General features: G+C 68.4%; 16 protein-coding genes. 6 read left to right on the top strand and 10 right to left on the bottom strand.

What is annotated here, in order from left to right:
* Positions 1-198: 198 nt before the first annotated feature.
* Positions 199-540 (bottom strand): antibiotic biosynthesis monooxygenase family protein, encoded by a 342-nt coding sequence (locus tag VLK61_RS32100; RefSeq protein ID WP_325427823.1) that lies wholly within the window; start codon positions 538-540, stop codon positions 199-201.
* A gap of 75 nt (positions 541-615) precedes the next feature.
* Between VLK61_RS32100 and VLK61_RS32105 the strand changes: the two genes are divergently transcribed.
* Positions 616-834, top strand: a complete 219-nt coding sequence (locus VLK61_RS32105) for a hypothetical protein (protein ID WP_325427825.1) — start codon at positions 616-618, stop codon at positions 832-834.
* Here VLK61_RS32105 and petA read toward each other — a convergent pair.
* The 6 genes from petA to VLK61_RS32135 are packed head-to-tail and all read right to left on the bottom strand — an operon-like array spanning position 814 to position 6,424.
* Positions 814-1,407: a ubiquinol-cytochrome c reductase iron-sulfur subunit gene (gene petA, locus VLK61_RS32110; protein ID WP_414636904.1), complete on the bottom strand. Its 594-nt coding sequence runs from the start codon at positions 1,405-1,407 to the stop codon at positions 814-816. The two genes, VLK61_RS32105 and petA, sit on opposite strands and share 21 nt — an antisense overlap.
* Positions 1,404-1,811: a cytidine deaminase gene (locus tag VLK61_RS32115; protein ID WP_325427827.1), complete on the bottom strand. Its 408-nt coding sequence runs from the start codon at positions 1,809-1,811 to the stop codon at positions 1,404-1,406. Before VLK61_RS32115 ends, petA begins: the two co-directional genes overlap by 4 nt.
* Before the next feature lie 4 nt (positions 1,812-1,815).
* Complete coding sequence (locus VLK61_RS32120; RefSeq protein WP_325427829.1) at positions 1,816-2,784, bottom strand: ABC transporter permease; 969 nt, start codon at positions 2,782-2,784, stop codon at positions 1,816-1,818.
* A complete protein-coding gene (locus VLK61_RS32125) occupies positions 2,777-3,910 on the bottom strand; it encodes an ABC transporter permease (protein WP_325427830.1) in 1,134 nt (377 codons plus the stop codon). Before VLK61_RS32125 ends, VLK61_RS32120 begins: the two co-directional genes overlap by 8 nt.
* Positions 3,907-5,427, bottom strand: a complete 1,521-nt coding sequence (locus tag VLK61_RS32130) for an ABC transporter ATP-binding protein (RefSeq protein ID WP_325427831.1) — start codon at positions 5,425-5,427, stop codon at positions 3,907-3,909. The genes VLK61_RS32125 and VLK61_RS32130 overlap by 4 nt, the downstream gene beginning before the upstream one ends.
* Positions 5,428-5,455: 28 nt before the next feature.
* Entirely contained in the window at positions 5,456-6,424 is a 969-nt protein-coding gene (locus VLK61_RS32135; protein WP_325427832.1) for a BMP family lipoprotein, read from the bottom strand.
* A gap of 90 nt (positions 6,425-6,514) precedes the next feature.
* On the opposite strand from VLK61_RS32135, the gene VLK61_RS32140 reads away from it, so the two are divergent.
* The 3 genes from VLK61_RS32140 to VLK61_RS32150 all read left to right on the top strand — a co-directional run bounded on the left by VLK61_RS32140 (position 6,515) and on the right by VLK61_RS32150 (position 13,086).
* Positions 6,515-7,585, top strand: a complete 1,071-nt coding sequence (locus VLK61_RS32140; protein WP_325427833.1) for an adenosine deaminase family protein — start codon at positions 6,515-6,517, stop codon at positions 7,583-7,585.
* Positions 7,586-7,614: 29 nt separating this feature from the next.
* The gene (locus VLK61_RS32145; RefSeq protein WP_325427834.1) at positions 7,615-9,417 is read left to right on the top strand and encodes a bifunctional metallophosphatase/5'-nucleotidase; all 1,803 of its coding nucleotides are present in this window, start codon (positions 7,615-7,617) and stop codon (positions 9,415-9,417) included.
* A 261-nt stretch (positions 9,418-9,678) separates the two neighbouring features.
* Complete coding sequence (locus tag VLK61_RS32150; RefSeq protein WP_325427835.1) at positions 9,679-13,086, top strand: TonB-dependent receptor; 3,408 nt, start codon at positions 9,679-9,681, stop codon at positions 13,084-13,086.
* 102 nt (positions 13,087-13,188) lie between these two features.
* Here VLK61_RS32150 and ssb read toward each other — a convergent pair whose 3' ends face one another.
* The 3 genes from ssb to VLK61_RS32165 form a co-directional block, all read right to left on the bottom strand.
* Positions 13,189-13,710 (bottom strand): single-stranded DNA-binding protein, encoded by a 522-nt coding sequence (gene ssb, locus VLK61_RS32155; RefSeq protein ID WP_325427837.1) that lies wholly within the window; start codon positions 13,708-13,710, stop codon positions 13,189-13,191.
* 122 nt (positions 13,711-13,832) lie between these two features.
* Positions 13,833-14,492 carry a hypothetical protein gene (locus VLK61_RS32160; RefSeq protein WP_325427839.1) on the bottom strand — a complete coding sequence of 220 codons (660 nt, stop codon included), beginning with the start codon at positions 14,490-14,492 and terminating at the stop codon, positions 13,833-13,835.
* A 140-nt stretch (positions 14,493-14,632) separates the two neighbouring features.
* Positions 14,633-16,300, bottom strand: coding sequence for an FMN-binding glutamate synthase family protein (locus VLK61_RS32165; RefSeq protein WP_325427841.1), 1,668 nt, complete (start codon positions 16,298-16,300; stop codon positions 14,633-14,635).
* Between the two features lie 100 nt (positions 16,301-16,400).
* On the opposite strand from VLK61_RS32165, the gene VLK61_RS32170 reads away from it, so the two are divergent.
* Positions 16,401-19,055 carry an ATP-binding protein gene (locus VLK61_RS32170; RefSeq protein WP_325427843.1) on the top strand — a complete coding sequence of 885 codons (2,655 nt, stop codon included), beginning with the start codon at positions 16,401-16,403 and terminating at the stop codon, positions 19,053-19,055.
* A gap of 105 nt (positions 19,056-19,160) precedes the next feature.
* A partial coding sequence (locus VLK61_RS32175) for a hypothetical protein (protein WP_325427845.1) occupies positions 19,161-19,621 on the top strand: 461 nt, incomplete at its 3' end.

The following is a 19,621-nucleotide window of genomic DNA, read 5'->3' on the forward strand; positions in this document are numbered from 1 at the left end:
CATTCGATGCCGGCGTACTTGGACGTGGCCGGGATTCCGCCCCGCCGGGGCGGAATCCCGGCCACTCCGCAGGACTCAACAATTGACTGTCGGCTCTCAGCACACCTACCGAACGTCAGCAATGGGCCGCCTGCAGCCGCCAGCGAACGGCAACATCGCTGAACACGCATCGCAGAACGCAACGATTGAAGTGTCATCTCAGGCACCATCCAAGGCCGCGCTGACAGTTGGCAGCAAGTGCGCAAGCTTCGCGTCGCCATAGCTTCGAAGGACCTGCGAGATGGTCACCTGATAGCCCGCCAGCCAATGGGCTTGCGCGGCTTTCGCTTCCAGATGCCGCGGATGCCGCATCAAGGCCTGCAGCGCTTCCAGTGTTTCCCAGTAGTAGACATTGCTGACGAGACCGGTCGCCGCGTTCTCCCAGGTCTCTTCGCCAATGTAGCCCGGAAGGGTCTTGGCCATCGCGGCGATCTCTTCGTCCAGGCGATGGAAGGCCTCATCGAAGTGCTTCTTGGCGAAGATGAAGGTGGACGAGTACATGGCGGCGCGGGGATCCGATGGCAGCAAGGCCGAGCATTGTGCGGCGCCCGGCACGAGGGGTGCGCAGATCGATCGATGGAGGGCTATGACACGAGCTTCGAAGCGAAGCGATCGATCGTGGACGCGCCGGGCAAGCCGGATACCGTGGTCATGCCTCCGCTGCCGCGCGACAGCAGAAGCGGGTCCTTCGACCTGAGCACGGACCTGAACACCGACCCTTCCCACCAGTGCCCGCGGCGGACGCGCGCCACCCGCGCGCCGATGTTTGACCGACTACTCCAGGACAAGCCGTGACTCACCCACAAAGACATGGGGCGGCACCGGAAGATTGTCCAAGGCCGGCTTGTCCTTGAAGACCCGGCCCGCCAGGTCCCAGGTCGAGAAGTGGCAGGGACAGACGAATCCACCGCGCCAGTTGTCGGGCCGTTGCGGATTCGGCCCGGCCTGAAGGCGCGCGGTGGGCAGGCATCCGCCATGGGAACAAATCGCGATGGCCACGAAGATGTCCGGCTTGATCGAGCGCAGTGGATTGCGCGCGTACTCGGGCGTCAGTTCGGCTGCGTTGCGATCGGACATCGGGTCGGCGAGCAAGCCGCTGCCCGTCAGGGTCTCGATGGTGCTGATCATGTCCAGCGTGCGCCGCAGAACCCAGACTTTCTGACCGCGCAACTCAAGGGTCCGCAACTGGCCGGGCGCAAGATCGCTCAGGTCGACCTCGACGGCGTCACTACGCAGTCTGGCGTGCTCTTCCGTTTCGTGCTCGAGTCCCGTGCTGCGGGCATGAGCTTGCTCCATCGCAGCGCCAACAGCGCATGCGGACAGCAACAGCTCACGGCGAAGCGGGCAGACGCCAGTGGCCACGATCAAGCCAGATGCTCGGGTCCGAAGCTCGCCGGCAGCAACTGCCCTAACGTGTAATGTGCACGCACGATCTGCAGATCGGCAATCCAGATCGGCACGTCGTCCGTGGCGAATTCACGCAGGCGCTGGCGGCAACCGCCGCAGGGCGTGACCGGATCGACGGCAACCCCCACCACCGCGGCGGCCAGGATGCGCCGGCCACCGGTGAGCACCAGGTGGGCGATCGCCGAGGCCTCGGCGCACTGGCTTTGTGGAAAGGCCGCGTTCTCGATGTTGCAGCCGGCGTGCAGCCGGCCATGGTCGTCGAGCAGGGCCGCGCCGACGGCGAACTTCGAGTACGGCGCATAAGCCCGTTCACGCGCGGCGCGTGCGGCTTGCACCAGGGCATGCATCAATTGATCGTCGACCATCGCCTCACCTTTCCTTGACGTAAGGAGTGCCCAGCGCTGCCGGCGCACGTGAGCGGCCAATGAAGCCGGCCAGCAGCACCACCGTCAGCACATAGGGCAGGGCCTGGATGGCCTGCACCGGCACGGCGCCCAGGCCTGGCAGTTCGACGCCTTGCAGCCGGATCGCCGCGGCATCGAGAAAGCCGAACAGCAGGCAGGCCCACAGCGCACCCACCGGATGCCATTTGCCGAAGATCATCGCGGCCAGCGCCATGTAGCCGCGGCCCGCCGTCATGTTGGGCACGAACTGCGGGTTCTGCGCCAGCACCAGGTAAGCCCCGGCAAGCGAACACAGCACGCCGTTGAAGCCCAGCGCCAGGTAGCGCAGGCCGCTGACCGACAGGCCAGCGGCATCCACCATCGCCGGGTTCTCGCCGGTGGCGCGCAGCCGCAGGCCGAGCCGGGTGCGGTACAGCAGCCACCAGACACCGGGCACCAGCGCCAGTGCCAGGTAGACCATGCCGTTGTGACCCAGCAGCGTCAAGCCGACGATGGGCCCGATCACCGGCACCATGGCCAGCGCCGCACTGGCGCCGCCGAACCAGTTCGACAAGCGCACCGCATCGCTCAGCGGCGGCGTCTGCCCGCCTTGCTGGAACCAGGCGATGCCGAGCACGATGGTCAGGCCCGCCGCCGTCATCGTGATGGCCATGCCGGCCACCACCTGGTCGCCGGTGTGGCTGACGCAGGCATAACCATGCAACATCGACAAGGCGATGCCCACCGCCATCGCGGCCACCAGCGCCAGCACCAACGAGCCGCTGACCGCGCCGGCCGAGGCCGCGGCAAATGCCGCCATCAACATCTTGCCTTCCAGCCCGAGGTCGATGACGCCCGCGCGTTCGGAGATCGTCGCGGCCAGCGCGCACAGGATCAGCGGCACCGAGACACGCAGCGTCGACGCCAGCAGCGTGCCGATGAAGACCTCATCCATGCGCCACCCCGGGCGCGGCCACCGGCCTGCGCGAGAACGCATACAGCTTCGCGAGCCACGGCGCGGCGACCATCGCCATCGCGCCGGAGAACAGCACGATCAGGCCTTGCAGCGTGGCCACCATGTCGCGGCTGAAGCCGGGAATCTCAAAGGCCAGCTCGGCGCCGCCCTGGTACAGCGCGCCGAACAGCAGCGAGGCCAGCACGATGCCCAGCGGGTGGTTGCGGCCGATCAGCGACACCGCGATGCCGGTGAAGCCGGCGCCGACCACGTAGTCCAGCAGCAGCCGGCCCTGCACGCCGGCCAGCTCGTTGATGCCGACCTGGCCGGCCAGCGCGCCGGACAGCATCATCGCCACCATGATCTGGCGGCGCGGCCAGATGCCGGCGTAGTGCGCGGCATCGGGCGCATGGCCCACCGCGCGCAGCTCATAACCGGCACGCGATTTCCACAGCAGCAGATAGACGCCCACGGCGCTGAGCACCGCCAGCAGCACCGACAGGTTCAGCGGCGTCTTCGGCCAGTCGATGCCCAGCCAGCCGAGCGCCTCGTGCAGGCCCGGCATGTGCGCCGATTCGCCGAACGCCCGGCTCTCCACCGCCATGTTGCCCGGCTCCTTCAGCACGTTCACCAGCAGGTAGGACAGCAGCGCCGAGGCGATGAAGTTGAACATGATCGTGGTGATCACGACATGGCTGCCGCGCCAGGCTTGCAGCGCCGCCGGCACCGCGGCCCAGGCGCCGCCGGCCAGCGCGCCGGCCAGGATCATCAGCGGCAGCATCACGATGGCCGGCACCTGGTTGGACCAGGCCAGCGCCACCAGCGCACTGCCCAGCCCGCCCATCATCGCCTGGCCTTCGCCGCCGATGTTGAACAGCCCGCCATGGAAGGCCACGGCCACTGCCAGCCCGGTGAAAACGAAGGTGGTCGCGTAATACAGCGTGTAGCTGAACCCGGCGCGGCTGCCGAAGGCGCCCTTGATCAGCTGCGTGATGACCTGGATCGGGTCCAGCCCGATGCCCGCGACGACAATGCCACTGACGGCCAGCGCCATCGCCAGGTTGATCAGCGGCAGCACGCCGATGTCGATCCAGCGCGGCAACTCGATGGGTTGATGACTGCTCATGCTATTTCAGGAGGGGCCACGCCGGCCATCAGACAACCCAGCGCCTGCTCGGTGCAGTCTTCGATCGGCAGTTCACCGGCGATGCGGCCGCGATCCATCACCAGCACCCGGTCGGCCAGCGCCAGGATCTCGTCGAGTTCCGACGACACCACCAGCACCGCACCGCCGGCGTCGCGCATCGCGCGCAGGCGGCCGTGGATGAACTCGATGGCGCCGATGTCGACGCCGCGCGTCGGCTGGCCGACCAGCAGCACCTTCGGCGCGACGATGGCTTCGCGCGCCAGCACCAGCTTTTGCTGGTTGCCGCCGGAGAATTTGGACGAGCGCAGCTGCGGGTTGCGCGGCCGCACGTCGTACTGCTCCATCATCTTCGCGGTGTCGTTGCGCATCAGCGCCTGCTTCATCCAGCCCCAGGCGCTGCTGAAGCGGCCCAGCGTCTGGTGGCCCAGCACGGCGGACTCCCAGGCCTCGAAAGGCAGCACCAGGCCGCAGCGGTGGCGGTCTTCCGGCACATGGGCCAGGCCCAGGCTCCGGGCTCGCGCCGGGTCCAGCCAGCGCCCGGGGGCGAAGGTTTCGCTGCCCAGCTTCAAGCGCCCTTGATCGGGCACATGCATGCCGGCCAAGGCCTCCAGCAACTCGCTCTGGCCATTGCCCGAGACCCCGGCGATGCCAACGATCTCGCCAGCACGCAAAGTGAGCGACACATCGGCCAGGCGCACGACACCCATCACGTCCTGCCAGCGCAGGCCCTCGGCTGTCAGCAAGGGCTCGCCAGCACGGGCCCGCGAGGCCGAGGCATCGCGGCCCAGGTTGACGCGGCGGCCGACCATCGCTTCGGCCAGCTTGTCGATGCTGGTGTCGGCGATGTTGCAGTCCAGCACCACGGCGCCGGCGCGCATCACCGTCACCACGTCGCACAAGGCCAGGATCTCCTTGAGCTTGTGGGTGATCAACAGGATCGTCGTGCCCTGGCTGCGCAGGTGGCGCAGCGTGACGAAGAGCGCTTCAGTCTCCTGCGGCGTCAGCACGGCCGTCGGCTCGTCGAGGATCAGGATGCGCGCGCCGCGGTACAGCGCCTTCAGGATCTCCAGCCGCTGGCGTTCACCCACCGGCAGTTCTTCGACCGGCGTGTCCAGCCGCACCTGCAGGCCGGTGTCCTGCATCAGCGCTTCGAGCTTGCTGCGCACCTGCGCACGCGCCGGCTGCAGGCGCCAATCAGGCTCGGCGCCGAGCATGATGTTGTCCAGCGCCGAGAGCGGCTCGACCAGCATGAAGTGCTGGTGAACCATGCCGATGCCCAATGCAATGGCCTCGCGTGAGCCGGTGATCTGCGCTGTCTTGCCTTCGACCGAAATCGAGCCCGAGTCGGCGTGATAGAAGCCGTACAGGATCGACATCAGCGTCGACTTGCCGGCGCCGTTTTCGCCGACGATGCCGTGCACCGTGGCCGGGGCCACGGTGAGCGTCACATCCTTGTTGGCCTGGACCGCGCCGAAGCGCTTGTTGATGCGGTCCATGTGGACCGCCGGCGTCGACATCACCGCTTCAATACTTGCAGCTGTTATCGGCCATGTAGTCGGCGACCTTGATCTTGCCGGCAATGATGTCGGCCTTGGCCGCATCGACCTTCGTCTTCATGTCGGCCGAAACCAGCTTCTCGTTGTGCTTGTCGATGGCGTAGTCGACACCGCCCTCCTTCAGGCCCAGCACCGTGACACCCGGCGTGGTCTTCTTCGCCGCGGTGTAGACCGCCACGTCGACGCGCTTGACCATCGAGGTCAGCATCGTGCCGGGCTGCAGGTGGTTCTGGTTGCTGTCGACGCCGATGGCGTATTTGCCGCCATCCTTGGCCGCCTGGTAGACGCCAATGCCGGTGCCGCCGGCAGCAGCGAAGACAACATCCACACCTTTCGCGAACTGCGCCTTGGCCAGCTCGGCGCCGCGCGTCGGGTCGTTCCAGGCCGAGGCGGTGGTGCCGGTCATGTTGGCCGTTACTTCGGCCTTCGGGTTGGCGTATTTCGCGCCCTGTTCGTAGCCGCACTGAAAGCGGCGGATCAACGGGATGTCCATGCCGCCGATGAAGCCGACCTTGCCGGTCTTGCTGGCAATGGCGGCCATCATGCCGACCAGGAAGCTGCCTTCCTGTTCCTTGAAGACGATGGACTCGACGTTCGGCTGCTTGACCACCGAATCGATGATCGCGAACTGCAGCTTGGGGAAGTCCTTGGACACTTTTTCCAGCGACGAGCCTTGCGAGAAGCCCACGCCGATGATCGGGTTCGCGCCTTTTTCGGCCATGCGGCGCATCGCCTGCTCTCGCTGCGCTTCGTTGCTGATCTCGAAGTCCAGGTACTGTTTGCCGCTCTCCTTCTTCCAGCGCTCGGCCCCGTTGTACGCGGCCTCGTTGAACGACTTGTCGAACTTGCCGCCCATGTCGTAGATCACGGCGGGCTCGGCCATCGCGGCAGTGGCCGCGACCATCAGGCCGGTCAAGGCAAGGAGCTGGTGCTTCATATGCGGGTCACCCCTAGGTGTTGTGGATGTGATCGGGCAGGATAGCAAGACTCGCGCCGATCGCGGCCCCGTAGTTGCTAGCATCACGCGATGCCTGACACCGCCCCCGCCCCCACCGACAGCCTGGTGCAGCGCGCCCGGCGCCTGCCCAAAGTGCTGCTGCACGACCACCTGGACGGTGGCCTGCGCGTGCACACGCTGCTGGACCTGGCGCGCCAGCGCGGCATCGCCGTGCCGGCCGACGATGCCGACACGCTGGCCGCCTGGTTCGACGCGCGGGCCCATGCCGGCTCCTTGGTGGAATACCTGCGCGGCTTCGCCTTGACGGTGGCCGCGATGGCCAGCCCGCAAGCACTGGAACGGGTGGCCTTCGAAGCCGCCGAGGACGCCCGGCAGGACGGCTGCGTGCTGGCCGAGTTCCGCATCGCGCCGCTGCTGTTCGAAGCGCATGGCGTGTCCGGCGAAGCCGCGGTGGAAGCGCTGCTGGCCGGGCTGGCGCGTTCGTCGCTGGCCAGCGGGCTGATCGTCTGCGCGATGCGCCATCTGGACGATGCCGAGATCGCGCGCAGCGCTGCATTGGCGCTGCGCTATCGCGGCCGCGGCGTGGTGGCCTTCGACCTGGCCGGCCCCGAGGCCGGCTACCCGGCCACGCGCCATGCCACGCTGCTGGCGCAGCTGCGCGACGAAGGCCTGCCGCTGACCTTGCATGCCGGCGAAGCCGATGAAGCGCTGCGTGTGCTGGAGGCCGCGCGCCTGGGTGCCCGGCGCGTCGGCCACGGCGTGCGCCTGGCCGACCTGATCGACCAGCCCGGCGGCCAGGCCCTGATCGACGAGCTGCGTGCCAGCGGCGTGCACCTCGAGGTCTGCCCGACCAGCAATGTGCACACCGGCGCGGCCACGTCGATCGCCACGCATCCGATCCGCGCGCTGTGGGACGCCGGCGTGTCGCTGTCCTTCCACACCGACAACCAGCTGATCTCCTGCCTGAACCAGTCCACCGAGGCCGTGAACCTGCTGCAGCACGCCGGTTTCGACTGGGCCGATCTCGTGCGCATGGGCCTGCTGGCCACCGAGGCCTCGTTCCTGCCCGCGGCGCAGCGCGCCCTGGCCCGCCAGGCCTTGCTCGACTGGGCAGCGGCGGAAAACCTGGGCGTTGTCTGAACCTCTTCATCTCTTTCCCACCCAACGCCGTGATCACTCCGCATCGCCTGCCCGCCCTGGGTCTCTTCGCGCTCGTCCCTGTCGCACTGGGCATGCTGGCCGGCTGCGCAGCACCACCTTCCGCGCCGCCCGCCGAACCGGTGCGCCTGCGCGTCATCGGCTTCAACGACTTCCACGGCAACCTGGAAACCACCAGCCAGACGCTGACACTGCCCGACCCGGCCAAGCCCGGCGCCACGCAGCGCGTGGCAGTGGGCGGTGCGGCGCCGATGGCCGGGCTGATCGCCGCGCTGCGCGCCGGCTCGCCGCACAGCCTGGTGATCTCGGCCGGCGACATGGTCGGCGCCGCGCCAATGGTCTCTACGCTGTTCCGCCATGAATCGACCATCGAGGTGATGAACCGCATCGGCGTCGATGTCGGCACGCCGGGCAACCATGAGTTCGATGCCGGCACCGCCGAGTTGAAGCGCCTGGTGGGCGGCGGCTGCGCCGCCAATGACCTGGGCCAGCCCAGCACGTCCTGTGCGCTGCAGCCCCGCTATGCCGGTGCCCGCTTTCCGCTGGTGGTGGCCAATGTCGAAGGGCCGGACGGCCAGCCGCTGTTCGCGCCCAGTTGGGTCACCCAGGTCGGCCCGGTCAAGGTCGGCGTGATCGGCGCGGTGACGCGCGGGACGCCCAACATCGTCGTGCCCTCGGGTGTCGCCGGCCTGCGTTTCACCGACGAGGCCGAGGCCATCAACCGCGCCGCGCGCGCCCTCAAGGGCCAGGGCGTGAACACGCTGATCGTCACGATGCACGAGGGCGGCGAGATCGGCAGCGCACAACAACCCGGCGACTGGAACGACGACAGCTGCCCGAACCTGCGCGGCCCGATCGTCGCGCTGGCGCAGCGCATCACGCCCGACGTGGACCTGATCATCAGCGGCCACAGCCATCAAGGCTACCGCTGCAAGATAGACGGGCGTTATGTCGTGCAGTCGACTTCCTACGGCCGCGGCCTGTCGGCCACCGACCTGGTGATCGACCCGCGCAGCGGTGCGGTGGACCGCAGCGCCACGCGCAGCCGCAACCTGCCCATCCTGCATGCCGGCACCGACGCCGCGCAGCGGGCCGCGCTGCTGGCCGCCGAGCCGCCGCCCTGGGGCGACGCTTTGCGCAAGGCCCAGGCGGCGCCCGAAGTCGCGCAGCAAGTGGGCCTGTTCACCACCGCCGCGGCGCCGCGCACGCAGCGTGTGGTGGGCCAGATCGGCGGCAGCTTCGAGCGCGGCCGCGGCGGCAACAGTGCTGGCAGCAGCGCCGGCCAGATGATTGCCGATGCCCAACTGGCCGCCACCCGCGACGCGGCGCGCGGCGGCGCCCAGTTCGCCTTGATGAACATCGGCGGCGTGCGCGCCGACCTGCTGTGCGCGCAGACACCGCCGTGCCCGGTCACCTTCGGCCAGGCGTTCACGATGCAGCCCTTCGGCAACAGCCTGGTGGTGATGAGCTTCACCGGCACCGAGCTGAAGGCATTGCTCGAATCGCAGCACCCGCCGGGGCGCAGCACGGCCTACCTGCTGCAAGCCTCGGCCAGCCTGTCGTACCGCTGGCTGGCCAAGGCCGAGTTCGGCCAGCGCGTGCAGGACCTGCGGGTGAACGGCCAAGCGGTGCAGCCGGATGCCGAGTACCGCGTCACCGTCAACAGCTTCCTGGCCGAAGGCGGCGACGGCCTGACGCTGCTGAAGACTGGCCGCCAGCGCATCGGCGGCATGCTGGACGTGGACGCGCTGGTCGAGCACCTGCGCAGCACACCCGTGCCGCAGTCCGGCGGACGCATCACCGTGGTGGACTGACTGTCATCACCGCGGCACATCGCGGCGGCAGACTGCGCGCGCAGAACGCACAGCGATCTCCGGCGCACCGCATCGGCGCTATCACGCACCAAGCGAGTGTGGCGAAAAGCCACAACCGGGGGCAAACCCGTGGTTACCCACGGCGCGGTTTAAGAGAGATTGACTGTTTGGTCAAGTTTCGTGTGCCGATGTGCTGGCAGGCAACTTGCAATGGCAGCGCCAGCCATCCAGCAAGCCAATTCAATTGAGGAGTGATCGGGAATGAACGACAGGCTCGGGTTCGGATTCACCAGAACCGTGATCAGCATCGCCGTGGCCATGGCCGCGGCACCGGTACTGGCGCAGAACACCACCGCCGCGCTCAGCGGCCGTGTCGCCGGGGCCGATGGCAAGGGCGTGGCCGGCGTCGCGGTCTCGATCCGCCACACCGAATCGGGCTCGGTGAACAACGCGGTCACCGATGCAGAAGGCCGTTATGCCGTGCGCGGCCTGCGCGTCGGCGGGCCCTATGTCGTCACCTTCAGCAAGGACGGCCAGGTCGACAAGCGCGAAGACGTCTACCTGGCCCTGGCCGAAACCACCTCGCTCGACAGCGGCCTGGGCAGTGCGGTGACGCAGGTCGTCATCACCGGCCAGGGCGGTGGCGCCAGCCGATTCAACAGCTCGAACATGGGGTCGGGCACCAATATCGGCAGCCGCGAGCTGAACGGCTTGGCTTCGATCAGCCGCAGCCTGCAGGACTATGCACGCACCGACCCGCGCCTGTCGCAAACCGACAAGGAACGCGGTGAAATCTCGGCAGCCGGCCAGAACTCTCGCTTCAACCGCATCACGATCGACGGCGTCAACATCAGCGACAGCTTTGGCCTCGAGAGCAACAACCTGCCGACCATCAAGCAGCCGATCTCGATTGATGCGATCCAGTCGGTTCAGGTCAACATCTCGAACTACGACGTCACGCAGAAGGGCTACACCGGCGCGAACATCAATGCCGTGACGAAGAGCGGTACGAACGATTTCCACGGCAGCGTGTACTACGTCTATCGCAGCGACGACTTGTCCGGCCAGCGCCTGAACGCCACCTCGCAGACCTACTTCGATCCGCCGAAGTTCAAGGAAGACACCAAGGGCATCACGCTGGGCGGCCCGATCATCAAGGACAAGCTGTTCTTCTTTGTCAGCTACGAAGACTTCGCCAGCTCCAAGACATCGCCCGACTTCGGGCCGATCGGCAGCACGCTCACCAATGTCGGCATCACGCCGTCGGCAATCGCCGGCATCAGCGCGATCGCTCGCAACACCTGGGGCTTCGACGTCGGCAGCAGCGATGTGCCGAGCGGCACCGAGACCACCGTCAAGGACGTGCTGCTGAAGCTGGACTGGAACATCAGCGACAACCACCGCGCCAACCTGCGGTACACCAAGACCGAGCAGTCGGAGCCGTTCTTCAACAACTTCGGAGCGCGCTCGCTCTCGCTCAGCTCGCACTTCTTCAGCGAAGCCAAGGTCATCGAAAGCCTGGTGGGCCAGTGGTTCGCCGACTGGACGCCGACGCTGTCCACCGAACTCAAGCTCTCGCGCCGCGACCAGGCCAAGGCCACGCCCACCAACGCGCGCCTCCCGGCGATTGCGTTCGACTTTCTCGGCAGCGTACCGACCGGCGTGGCCACCGGCGAACGCACGTTGTGGGTCGGCACCGAGCGCAGCCGGCATCTGAACGACCTGGACACCAAGGCCAACGAAGGCTACTTGGGCGCCACCTGGACGCTGGGCCAGCATGAACTGAAGTTCGGCGGCGATTTCAGCTCCAGCGACATCTTCAATGCCTTCCTGCAGGACAGCCTGGGCCAGTACAAGTTCCAGTGCGAGTCGGCCCTGACCTACAGCTTCGGCACGATCAACTGCAACACGGCGACGACCGCGGAAGTTGAAGCCGCCGTGCTGGAGAACTTCCGGCTCGGCCGGCCTTCGTCATACCAGGCACAGCTGCCGCTGCCAGGCAAGACGATCAACGATGCCGTGGCACGCTGGACGCTCAACAACTACGGCGTCTTCCTGCAGGACACCTGGAAGGTATCCAAGAAGTTGGCGCTAACCTTGGGCGCTCGGGTGGACATGACCGACACGCCCGATCGCCCGCTGTACAACGCCGCGGCATCTGCGCCGATGGTCGCCGGCAATGCGGCCACCAACACGGCCCAGTCCGGCGGCTTCGGCTACGACAACTCGGTGTCCATCGACGGCAAGACATTGTTCCAGCCGCGCGTGGGCTTCAACCTCGACTTGGGCACCAAGGAACGCCGCGCCCAGCTGCGTGGTGGCCTTGGCCTGTTCGAAGGCGCAGCGGCCTCGGTGTGGCTTTCGAATCCGTATTCGAATACCGGCATCGCCGCGGCCTTCTACGGCTGCGGCACCTCAGGTGAGTTGGTCAGCGGCACCGGCAACCGCGCGGCCTGTGCCGAAGGCGTGTTCTCGCCCGATCCGACGAAGCAACAGGCCCTGGGCACCAACCCGGCACCCAGCGTCGACTTCCTGGATACCAATGTGCAGCAGCCGTCGGTGTGGAAGGCCAACCTTGCATTCGATGCCGAGCTGCCCTTCGGTGGCTTGGTCGCAGGCGTCGAGTGGCTGCACACCAAGACCCGCAACGGCATCTACTACAAGCACCTGAACCTCGGTCCGGTGACCCGCACCGGACCGGACGGCCGCGAGCTGTACTACAACGCCAATGGCTACGACACCGACTGCTGGACCACCGGCGGCACCGTGGCCGCCACGGCAGCGGGCTGCGGCGGCTCGGTAGCCTCGCGCGCGCTGAGCAATCGCTCCTTCGGCAATGCGGTGCTGGCCACCGGCACCAAGAAGGGCGGCGGCGATACGCTGACGCTGAGTTTGTCGCAGCAGGCCTCGCGCGCGCTGTCCTGGTCCACCGCCTACACACATTCGCGCGCCAAGGAAGTCAGCCCGTTGACCTCGTCGGTGGCCTTGTCCAACTTCAACGGCCGTTCGATCTTCAACCCCAACGAAGAGATTGCGGCCAACTCGGCCTATCTGGTGCGCAGCCGCGTGAATGCATCAGTCATCTGGTCGCAGGCCTTCTTCAGCAGCTACAAAACCACCTTCGGCATGTTCTATGAAGGCCGCGCGGGCAAGCCCTACAGCTGGACCTTCAACAACGACCTGAACGGTGACGGCTTGGCCGGCAACGACCTGATGTACATCCCCAGCGCGCCGGGATCCGGCGAAGTCGTGTTCGCCGGCGGCACGGCCGATGAAGCGCGCTTCTGGGACGTGGTATGGAACGACCCCGAAATGAGCCGCTCGCGCGGCGGCGTGGTCAAGCGCAATGGCAGCCGCTCACCTTTCGTGAACAGCTTCGACGTGCGCATGAGTCAGGAAGTGCCGGGCTTCACGGCCGGCCACAAGGGCGTGTTCACCGTTGACATCCTGAACATCGGCAACCTGATCGACAAGCGCTGGGGCCGCACCGATGAAGTCGGCTTCCAGAGCGCCGGCGCTGCTGCACGCAGCTTCGTCAACTACAAGGGCATGACGGCGGATGGCAAGTACATCTACAGCACCTTCACGACACCGGAAAGCCTGATCACCCGCCAGGCCCGCGGCGAAAGCCAATGGGCCATCCAGGTGACGCTCAAGTACGAGTTCTGATGATCGAGCCAGCGGGCCGCACAAGGGCCCGCTGATCTTTCACGGCAGCGCGGGCCTCGAGCCCGCGTTTTTCATGGGCCGCGCGTGCGGCCCGATGAAAGTCTAGAAAGGAATGTCATCGTCCATGTCGTCGAAGCCGGTGCTGGACTTCGTTGCCGGGCGTTGCGCCGCCGGAGCGGGCGCCCGTGCCGCCGGGGCGCTGCGGCGCGGCGGCGGGCTTGAATCACCACCGCTGTCGCCTTCGTAGCCGCGGTCTTCACCGCCGCCGCCACCACCTCCGCCAGCGCCGTCACGGCCGCCGAGCAGCTGCATCGACTCGGCATAGACCTCGGTGGTGAACTTCTCGACACCGTCCTTGTCGGTCCACTTGCGGGTGCGCAGCCGGCCTTCGATGTAGACCGAGCGGCCTTTCTTCAGGTATTCGCCGGCGATTTCGGCCAGGCGGTCGAACAGCACCACCCGGTGCCACTCGGTTTCTTCCTGGCGTTCGCCGGAATCCTTGGCCTTCCAGTTGCGCGTGGTGGCCAGGCCCAGGTTGCAAACGGCGCTGCCGTTGGGCGTGTAGCGTACTTCGGGGTCGCGACCGAGGTTGCCGACGAGAATGACTTTGTTGACCGAGGCCATGGCGCGCTCCTGCTGCGAAAAATGCCGTGTGGGGATGGCGGCATGATACCCAGCCACCGCCGCGCCGGGGCTCGCCCTTGCGGGTGGGTGGATCCCCCTCCAAAGGGGGGACCGCCTTCAAGTCAGGCCGCCTGCAGGGTGAGATTGCCTGCTCGCAGATCCCACTGCATCTTGCGGTAAATCGCCCGCACCTTGGCCGACAGCACCCGCGGGCCGACTTTTTCGTACCTCGCCACCTCGGACAGCGGGCGGCCGATGGCCAGCTGGCGCAGCAGCAGGCGTTCGTCGGGCGTCAGCGCCAGCGGGTTGATCAGCTCGTCGATCGGGTTCTTGACCAGGCTGGTCGCGCCGAGCCGGCTGTCGAAGTGGTCCAGCAGGTGGCGGGCGATCCACGGCGCGATGTCGGCGCTGCCGGCCAGCGTGTCGCGGGCATGTGCGGCCAGCGGCTCGGCGCTGGCGTCGCTGGGGTCGTAGAAGCTGTCGGCGCCTTCCTGCAGCGCGTCCAGCAGCAGCGGGTCGCCTTCGCCACGCGCCACCACCAGGATCTGCGTGCGCAGGTAGCCCAAGCCCAGGCGCAGCACGCGGATCATGTCCAGCACCGTGCCGTCGAGCAGGCGCAACTCGGCGATCAGCAGGTCCGGATTGTGGCGGTGCAGCAGCACGCGGGCCTGCGCAAAGCTCTGCACCGGCTCCATCACATCCCAGCGACCATCGCCGAGCAGTTCTTCGCACCACGCACGGTTCTGAGCCGGTGCGTGGCCGGCCATCAGCACAGTTTTCATGACCCCAACGACGATCAGTTTCTGTATGTAACTGATTCTGGGGATGAACCGGAAAACCAGCATCCCCGGGCTTCGGGGGCGCAAGGGGGTTCAACCGCAGCCGGCGGGAATTTGTGTGACGGGGTTCACGCCGGCGGCGCTCAAGCCGCCGACCCTCCTGCCGATGGCTGCCAGCTGTCGGCACGCGAATGCGGCCAGTGCATCTTGAACACGGTGTGCGGCCAATCCACCTCGCCGCGCTCTGCCGCCAGCAGTCCTCCCGGCTTCACGGTGGGCAGCAGGTTGGACAACAGCCGCGTCGCGTGGTCGCTGGTACGGCGCACGATGTGCGCAGTGGTGACCTGCTCCGGGTGCTGCAGCCCGGCGGCCTGCACCAGCTCTTTCAGCGCTTCCAGCGTCATCTGGTGGAAGCGGTAGACACGCTCGGCCTTGTCCGGGACCACCAGCGCGCGCTGGCGCAGCGGATCCTGCGTGGTCACGCCCGTCGGGCAGGCGCCCGTATGGCAGTGCTGGGCCTGGATGCAGCCCAGCGCGAACATGAAGCCGCGCGCCGCATTGCACCAGTCGGCGCCGATGGCCACCATGCGCAGGATGTCGAAGGCGCTGACCACCTTGCCGGCGCAGCCGATGCGAATGCGCTCGCGCAGGTTCAGGCCGACCAGCGTGTTGTGCACCAGGCGCAGGCCTTCCTGCAGCGGCGCGCCGACATGGTCGGTGAACTCCAGCGGCGCGGCGCCGGTGCCGCCCTCGGCACCGTCGACGACGATGAAGTCGGGCAGCAGATCGGTCTCGACCATGGCCTTGGCCAGCGCAAACCATTCCCACGGATGGCCGACGCAGAACTTGAAGCCCACCGGCTTGCCGCCTGACAGCTCGCGCAGCCGGTCCATGAAACGCAGCATCTGCACCGGGCTGGAGAACGCGCTGTGCGAAGACGGCGAGACGCAGTCGATGCCTTCGGGCACGCCGCGCGCCGCGGCGATCTCCGGTGTCACCTTGGCGCCGGGCAGCACGCCGCCATGGCCGGGCTTGGCGCCCTGGCTCAGCTTCAGCTCGATCATCTTGACCTGCGGCTGGGTGGCGTTCTCGACGAACTTCGTCTCGCTGAAACTGCCGTCGTCGTTGCGGCAGCCGAAGTAGCCGGAGCCGATCTCCCAGATCAGGTCGCCGCCATGCACGCGGTGGTGCTGGCTGATCGAGCCTTCACCGGTGTCATGCGCGAAGTTGCCGCGCAGCGCGCCGGCGTTCAGCGCCAGGATCGCGTTGGCGCTCAGCGCGCCGAAGCTCATTGCCGAGATATTGAACAGGCTCGCCGAATACGGCTGGCGGCAGCGGCTGCCCGGGCTGTCGCCGATCATCACGCGGAAGTCGTGCGAGGCAATCGTCGTCGGCTGCATCGAGTGGTTCATCCACTCATAGCCGGTTTCGTGCACATCGAGCTGGGTGCCGAAGGGCCGCTTGTCCGATTCGCCCTTGCTGCGCTGGTAGACCAGCGAGCGCTGCTGGCGCGAGAACGGGATCGCCTCGCGGTCGGTCTCGATGAAGTACTGGCGCATCTCCGGCCGTATCCATTCGAGCAGGAAGCGCAGATGGCCGATCACGGGGTAGTTGCGCAGCACCGCGTGGCGGGACTGCATCAAGTCGCGCACGCCGATGACCACGGCGGCCGCGCCCAGCAGCGCCAGCCAGCCGAAGCGGCTGAAGCCGACCCAGACGAAGGCGCCAAGCAGCGCGCACACCGCGGCCAGCGTCAGCGTCAGGTAGCGGATCGGGAAATGGCGGTCCAGCGCCAACAGCCAGGCGGGCATCGGGAAATCTCCTCGGGTCATGGGCCAGCGAGGCCGATGCGACTGTAGCCGCCCGGCAGAATGACGGGCCTCCGCATCTGCCCCGCATCCGCCACCTGCCGTGCCCCCTCGTAGCGACGACCCTCCGCTGCCCGGCCCCTTGCGCTTCGGGCCGTTCACGCTGGAGATGCGCCTGGGCATGCTCAGCCGCGACGGCGCACCGGTGAAGGTGCCGCCGCGGCCGTTTGCGCTGCTGTGCTACCTGGCACGGCACGCCGGCCGCGTGGTGCCCAAGCATGAGTTGCTGGACGCGGTGTGGGGCCACCAGCACCTGTCGGAATCCTCGCTGAAGGCCACGGTCAACAACCTGCGGCGGGCGCTGGGCGAGCCGGGCTCGTCGTCGCGCTGGATCACCAGCGTGGCCCGCCGTGGCTACCGCTTCACGCTCGACGATGCAGCGCCGGCGCCGGCCGTGCCGCCCGCGGCGCTGGCCGCCGTACCGGCCGTCGGTGACGGCACGCTGATCGGCCGCGCGCGCGAGTTCGCGCAGCTGCAGACACTGCTGGCCACGCACCGCCTGGTCACGCTGACCGGCAGCGCCGGCATCGGCAAGACCCACCTCGCACTGGCCGCATTGCCGCAGCTGGCGCAGGCCTGCCGCGACGGCGCCTGGCTGCTGCGGCTGGACAGCATCGTCGACGCCGACACGCTGGTGGCCACGCTGGCGCACACGCTGCGCCTGTCGCCCGAAGCGGCACGCGACCTCGACGCGCTGTGCACCGCGCTGCGCACGCTGGCGATGGGCATCGTGCTCGACAACTGCGAGCACCTGCTGCTGCAGCTGCCTGCGCTGGTGGCGCAGTTGCTGGCGCAGGCGCCGGGGCTGCGGCTGCTGTGCACCTCGCAGCAGGCGCTGGGCCTGGCCGGCGAGCAGCTGCTGCCGCTGGGGCCGCTGGCGGTACCGGCAGCGGCAGGCGACGACCTGGCGCACAGCGGCGCCGCCCAGCTGCTGCTGGCCCGGATACGCCGGCACGACCGGCAGTTCCAGCTGCAGACCGGCCAGCAGCGCAGCGTGGCCGCCATCTGCCGCGCGCTCGACGGCGTGCCGCTCGAGCTGGAACTGGCGGCGGCCCGTGTGCCCTTGCTGGGCCTGGCCGGTGTTCAGACCCGCCTGCCCGAGCGGCTGGACATGCTGCGCCAGCACGGCCAACACGGCCAGGGCGCCCAGCCAGCGCCCGATGGCGCGGCACGCCACCGCTCGCTGCGCAACGCCCTGGCCTGGAGCCATGCGCTGCTGCCGCCGCAGCAGCAGTGCGTGCTGCGGCGGCTGGCGGTGTTCGAAGGCTCGTTCTCGATCGCCGCCGCCGAGGCTGTGGTCGCCGACGAGGGCCTGGACCGCTGGGACGTGCTGGATGCCGTCGCCGCGCTGGCCGAGCGCTCGCTGCTGGCCGGCGCCGGCAGCGCCCCGGCGGCCGCCGTGCGGCGGCGGCAGCATGACGAAGCCGGCCCGGACGACGCGTCGCCCGCGGCACCGCACACCGTGCCCCGCTGGCGCATGCTGCACGGCATCCACGCCTTTGCGCTGGAACAGCTCGATCAGGCCGGTGAGACCGCCGTGCTGCGCGAGCGCCATGCGCGCTGGATGCAGGACCTGCTGGCGCAGGCCGGGCCCCGCGTGCACGACATGGCGCCGCAGGACTGGCTGGCGCAGCTGGAACCGGAGCTGGACAACCTGCGCGCCGCGCTGCGCCACGCCCAGCGCAGCGACGCGGCGCTGGCCTGGGCCCTGTGGGCGCTCAGCGTGATGTTCTGGGTGCGCAGCGGCCTCAAGCACGAAGCCTTGCGCTGGCAGCGCGCGCTGGGCGAGCTGCAGGCCGCGGCCGGGCCATCGACCCTGAAAGCCGACGTGGCCCAGGCCCGCGGCGTGCTGTGCGTGCTGGGCCTGGCGCTGCCGCCGCAGGAAGGGCTGCAGGCGATGGAAACCGCGCATCGCCTGCACCGGGCCGCCGGCGACGCCGTGGCCGCGTACTATGACCTCTATCTGCTGGCGATGATCCAGATACGGCTGCAGCTGCCGCACCCGGCCGGCACGCTGGCGGCGATGCAGGCGCTGGAACAGCCCGGCTGGAGCACGGCGCTGCGCCGCTACGGCCGCTGGACCGCCGCGATGCTGCGGCGCCAGGCCGGTGACCTCGACGGCTACCACCAGGCCATGCGCGAAGAGCAGGCCTTTGCCCGCCACCTGGGCGACCGCAACACCCTCTGGTTGACCGGCTATGCGCTGGCGCTGGCCGAGCACGAACGCGGCGACGTGGCGCAGGCACTGGCCCAGCTGGGCCAGATCTGCGAGCAGATCGCCGCCGCCGGCCAGCAGCGCAGCCAGCCGTCGCAGATCTGCGTGCATGCGGCGATGCTGCTCTGGCACGGCGCCGAGACCGCCGCATCGCCGCGGGTGCACGAGGCCGTGGCGCTGCTGCGCGCCGATGGCAGCCTGTGGACCCTGGCCGGGGCGCTGCCCTGGCTACCCTGGTGGAACAGCCGGCCGGCCGATGCGGCCCGGCTGTTGGGCTGGGCCGATGCGCTGATCGCCGCCGCCGGCGAGCGCCGCGGCCCGTTCTTCGCCCGCCTGCAGGCCGCACTCGAAGCGCGGCTCGGCGCAGCGCTAGCGGCCGACGCCGCGGTGTCGCTGCGCCGCGAAGGCGCCCAGCTGAGCGAGCCCGCCGCGCTGGCGCTGGCCTTCGGGCCTGTACCGCCGGGTCCGCCCGCTGTGCCTTGACCCCGGCCCCGCTTTGACCGTTTCTTGACCGCCAGCGAACCACTTGCATGGCCGGCCTGCCTAGAGTGGGCGCCATCCGTCGTTCGTTGTGCCAAGGAACCCACCATGCCCATCACCCACCGCCTCCATGCCGCGCTGCGCGCCGGTGCCCATCACGGCCGCCGCCTGCTGTCGGCCACGCGGGCCATCGCTTCATCGGCCACCGCCAAGGCCGGCCTGCTGGCCGCGATGTGCGCCGCCTCCAGCGCCCACGGCGCGGTGGTCAACATCAGCTTCGGCGGCTTCGTCACCTCGGTCAGCGACGACCTGAACCTGCTCAACGGCCTGACGCCCAACGGCACCAGCACCCGCTTCACCGGCGGCCTGAGCTACGACAGCAGCGTCGCCGATACCGACGCGCAGCCCGGCCTCGGCTTCTTCAACAACGCCGTCAGCGGCTTCTGGCTGGACTTCGGCAACGGCCTGCTGTTCACCCAGGGCGGCCCGCAGAGCTACAACAACGTGCAGACGCGCAACGACGGCACCGACTACGGCGGCCTGCCCTTCGACGGCTTCTATGCCTACGC

Origin of the sequence: Aquabacterium sp., from assembly GCF_035476535.1 — a bacterium.
GTDB lineage: Bacteria > Pseudomonadota > Gammaproteobacteria > Burkholderiales > Burkholderiaceae_C > Pseudaquabacterium.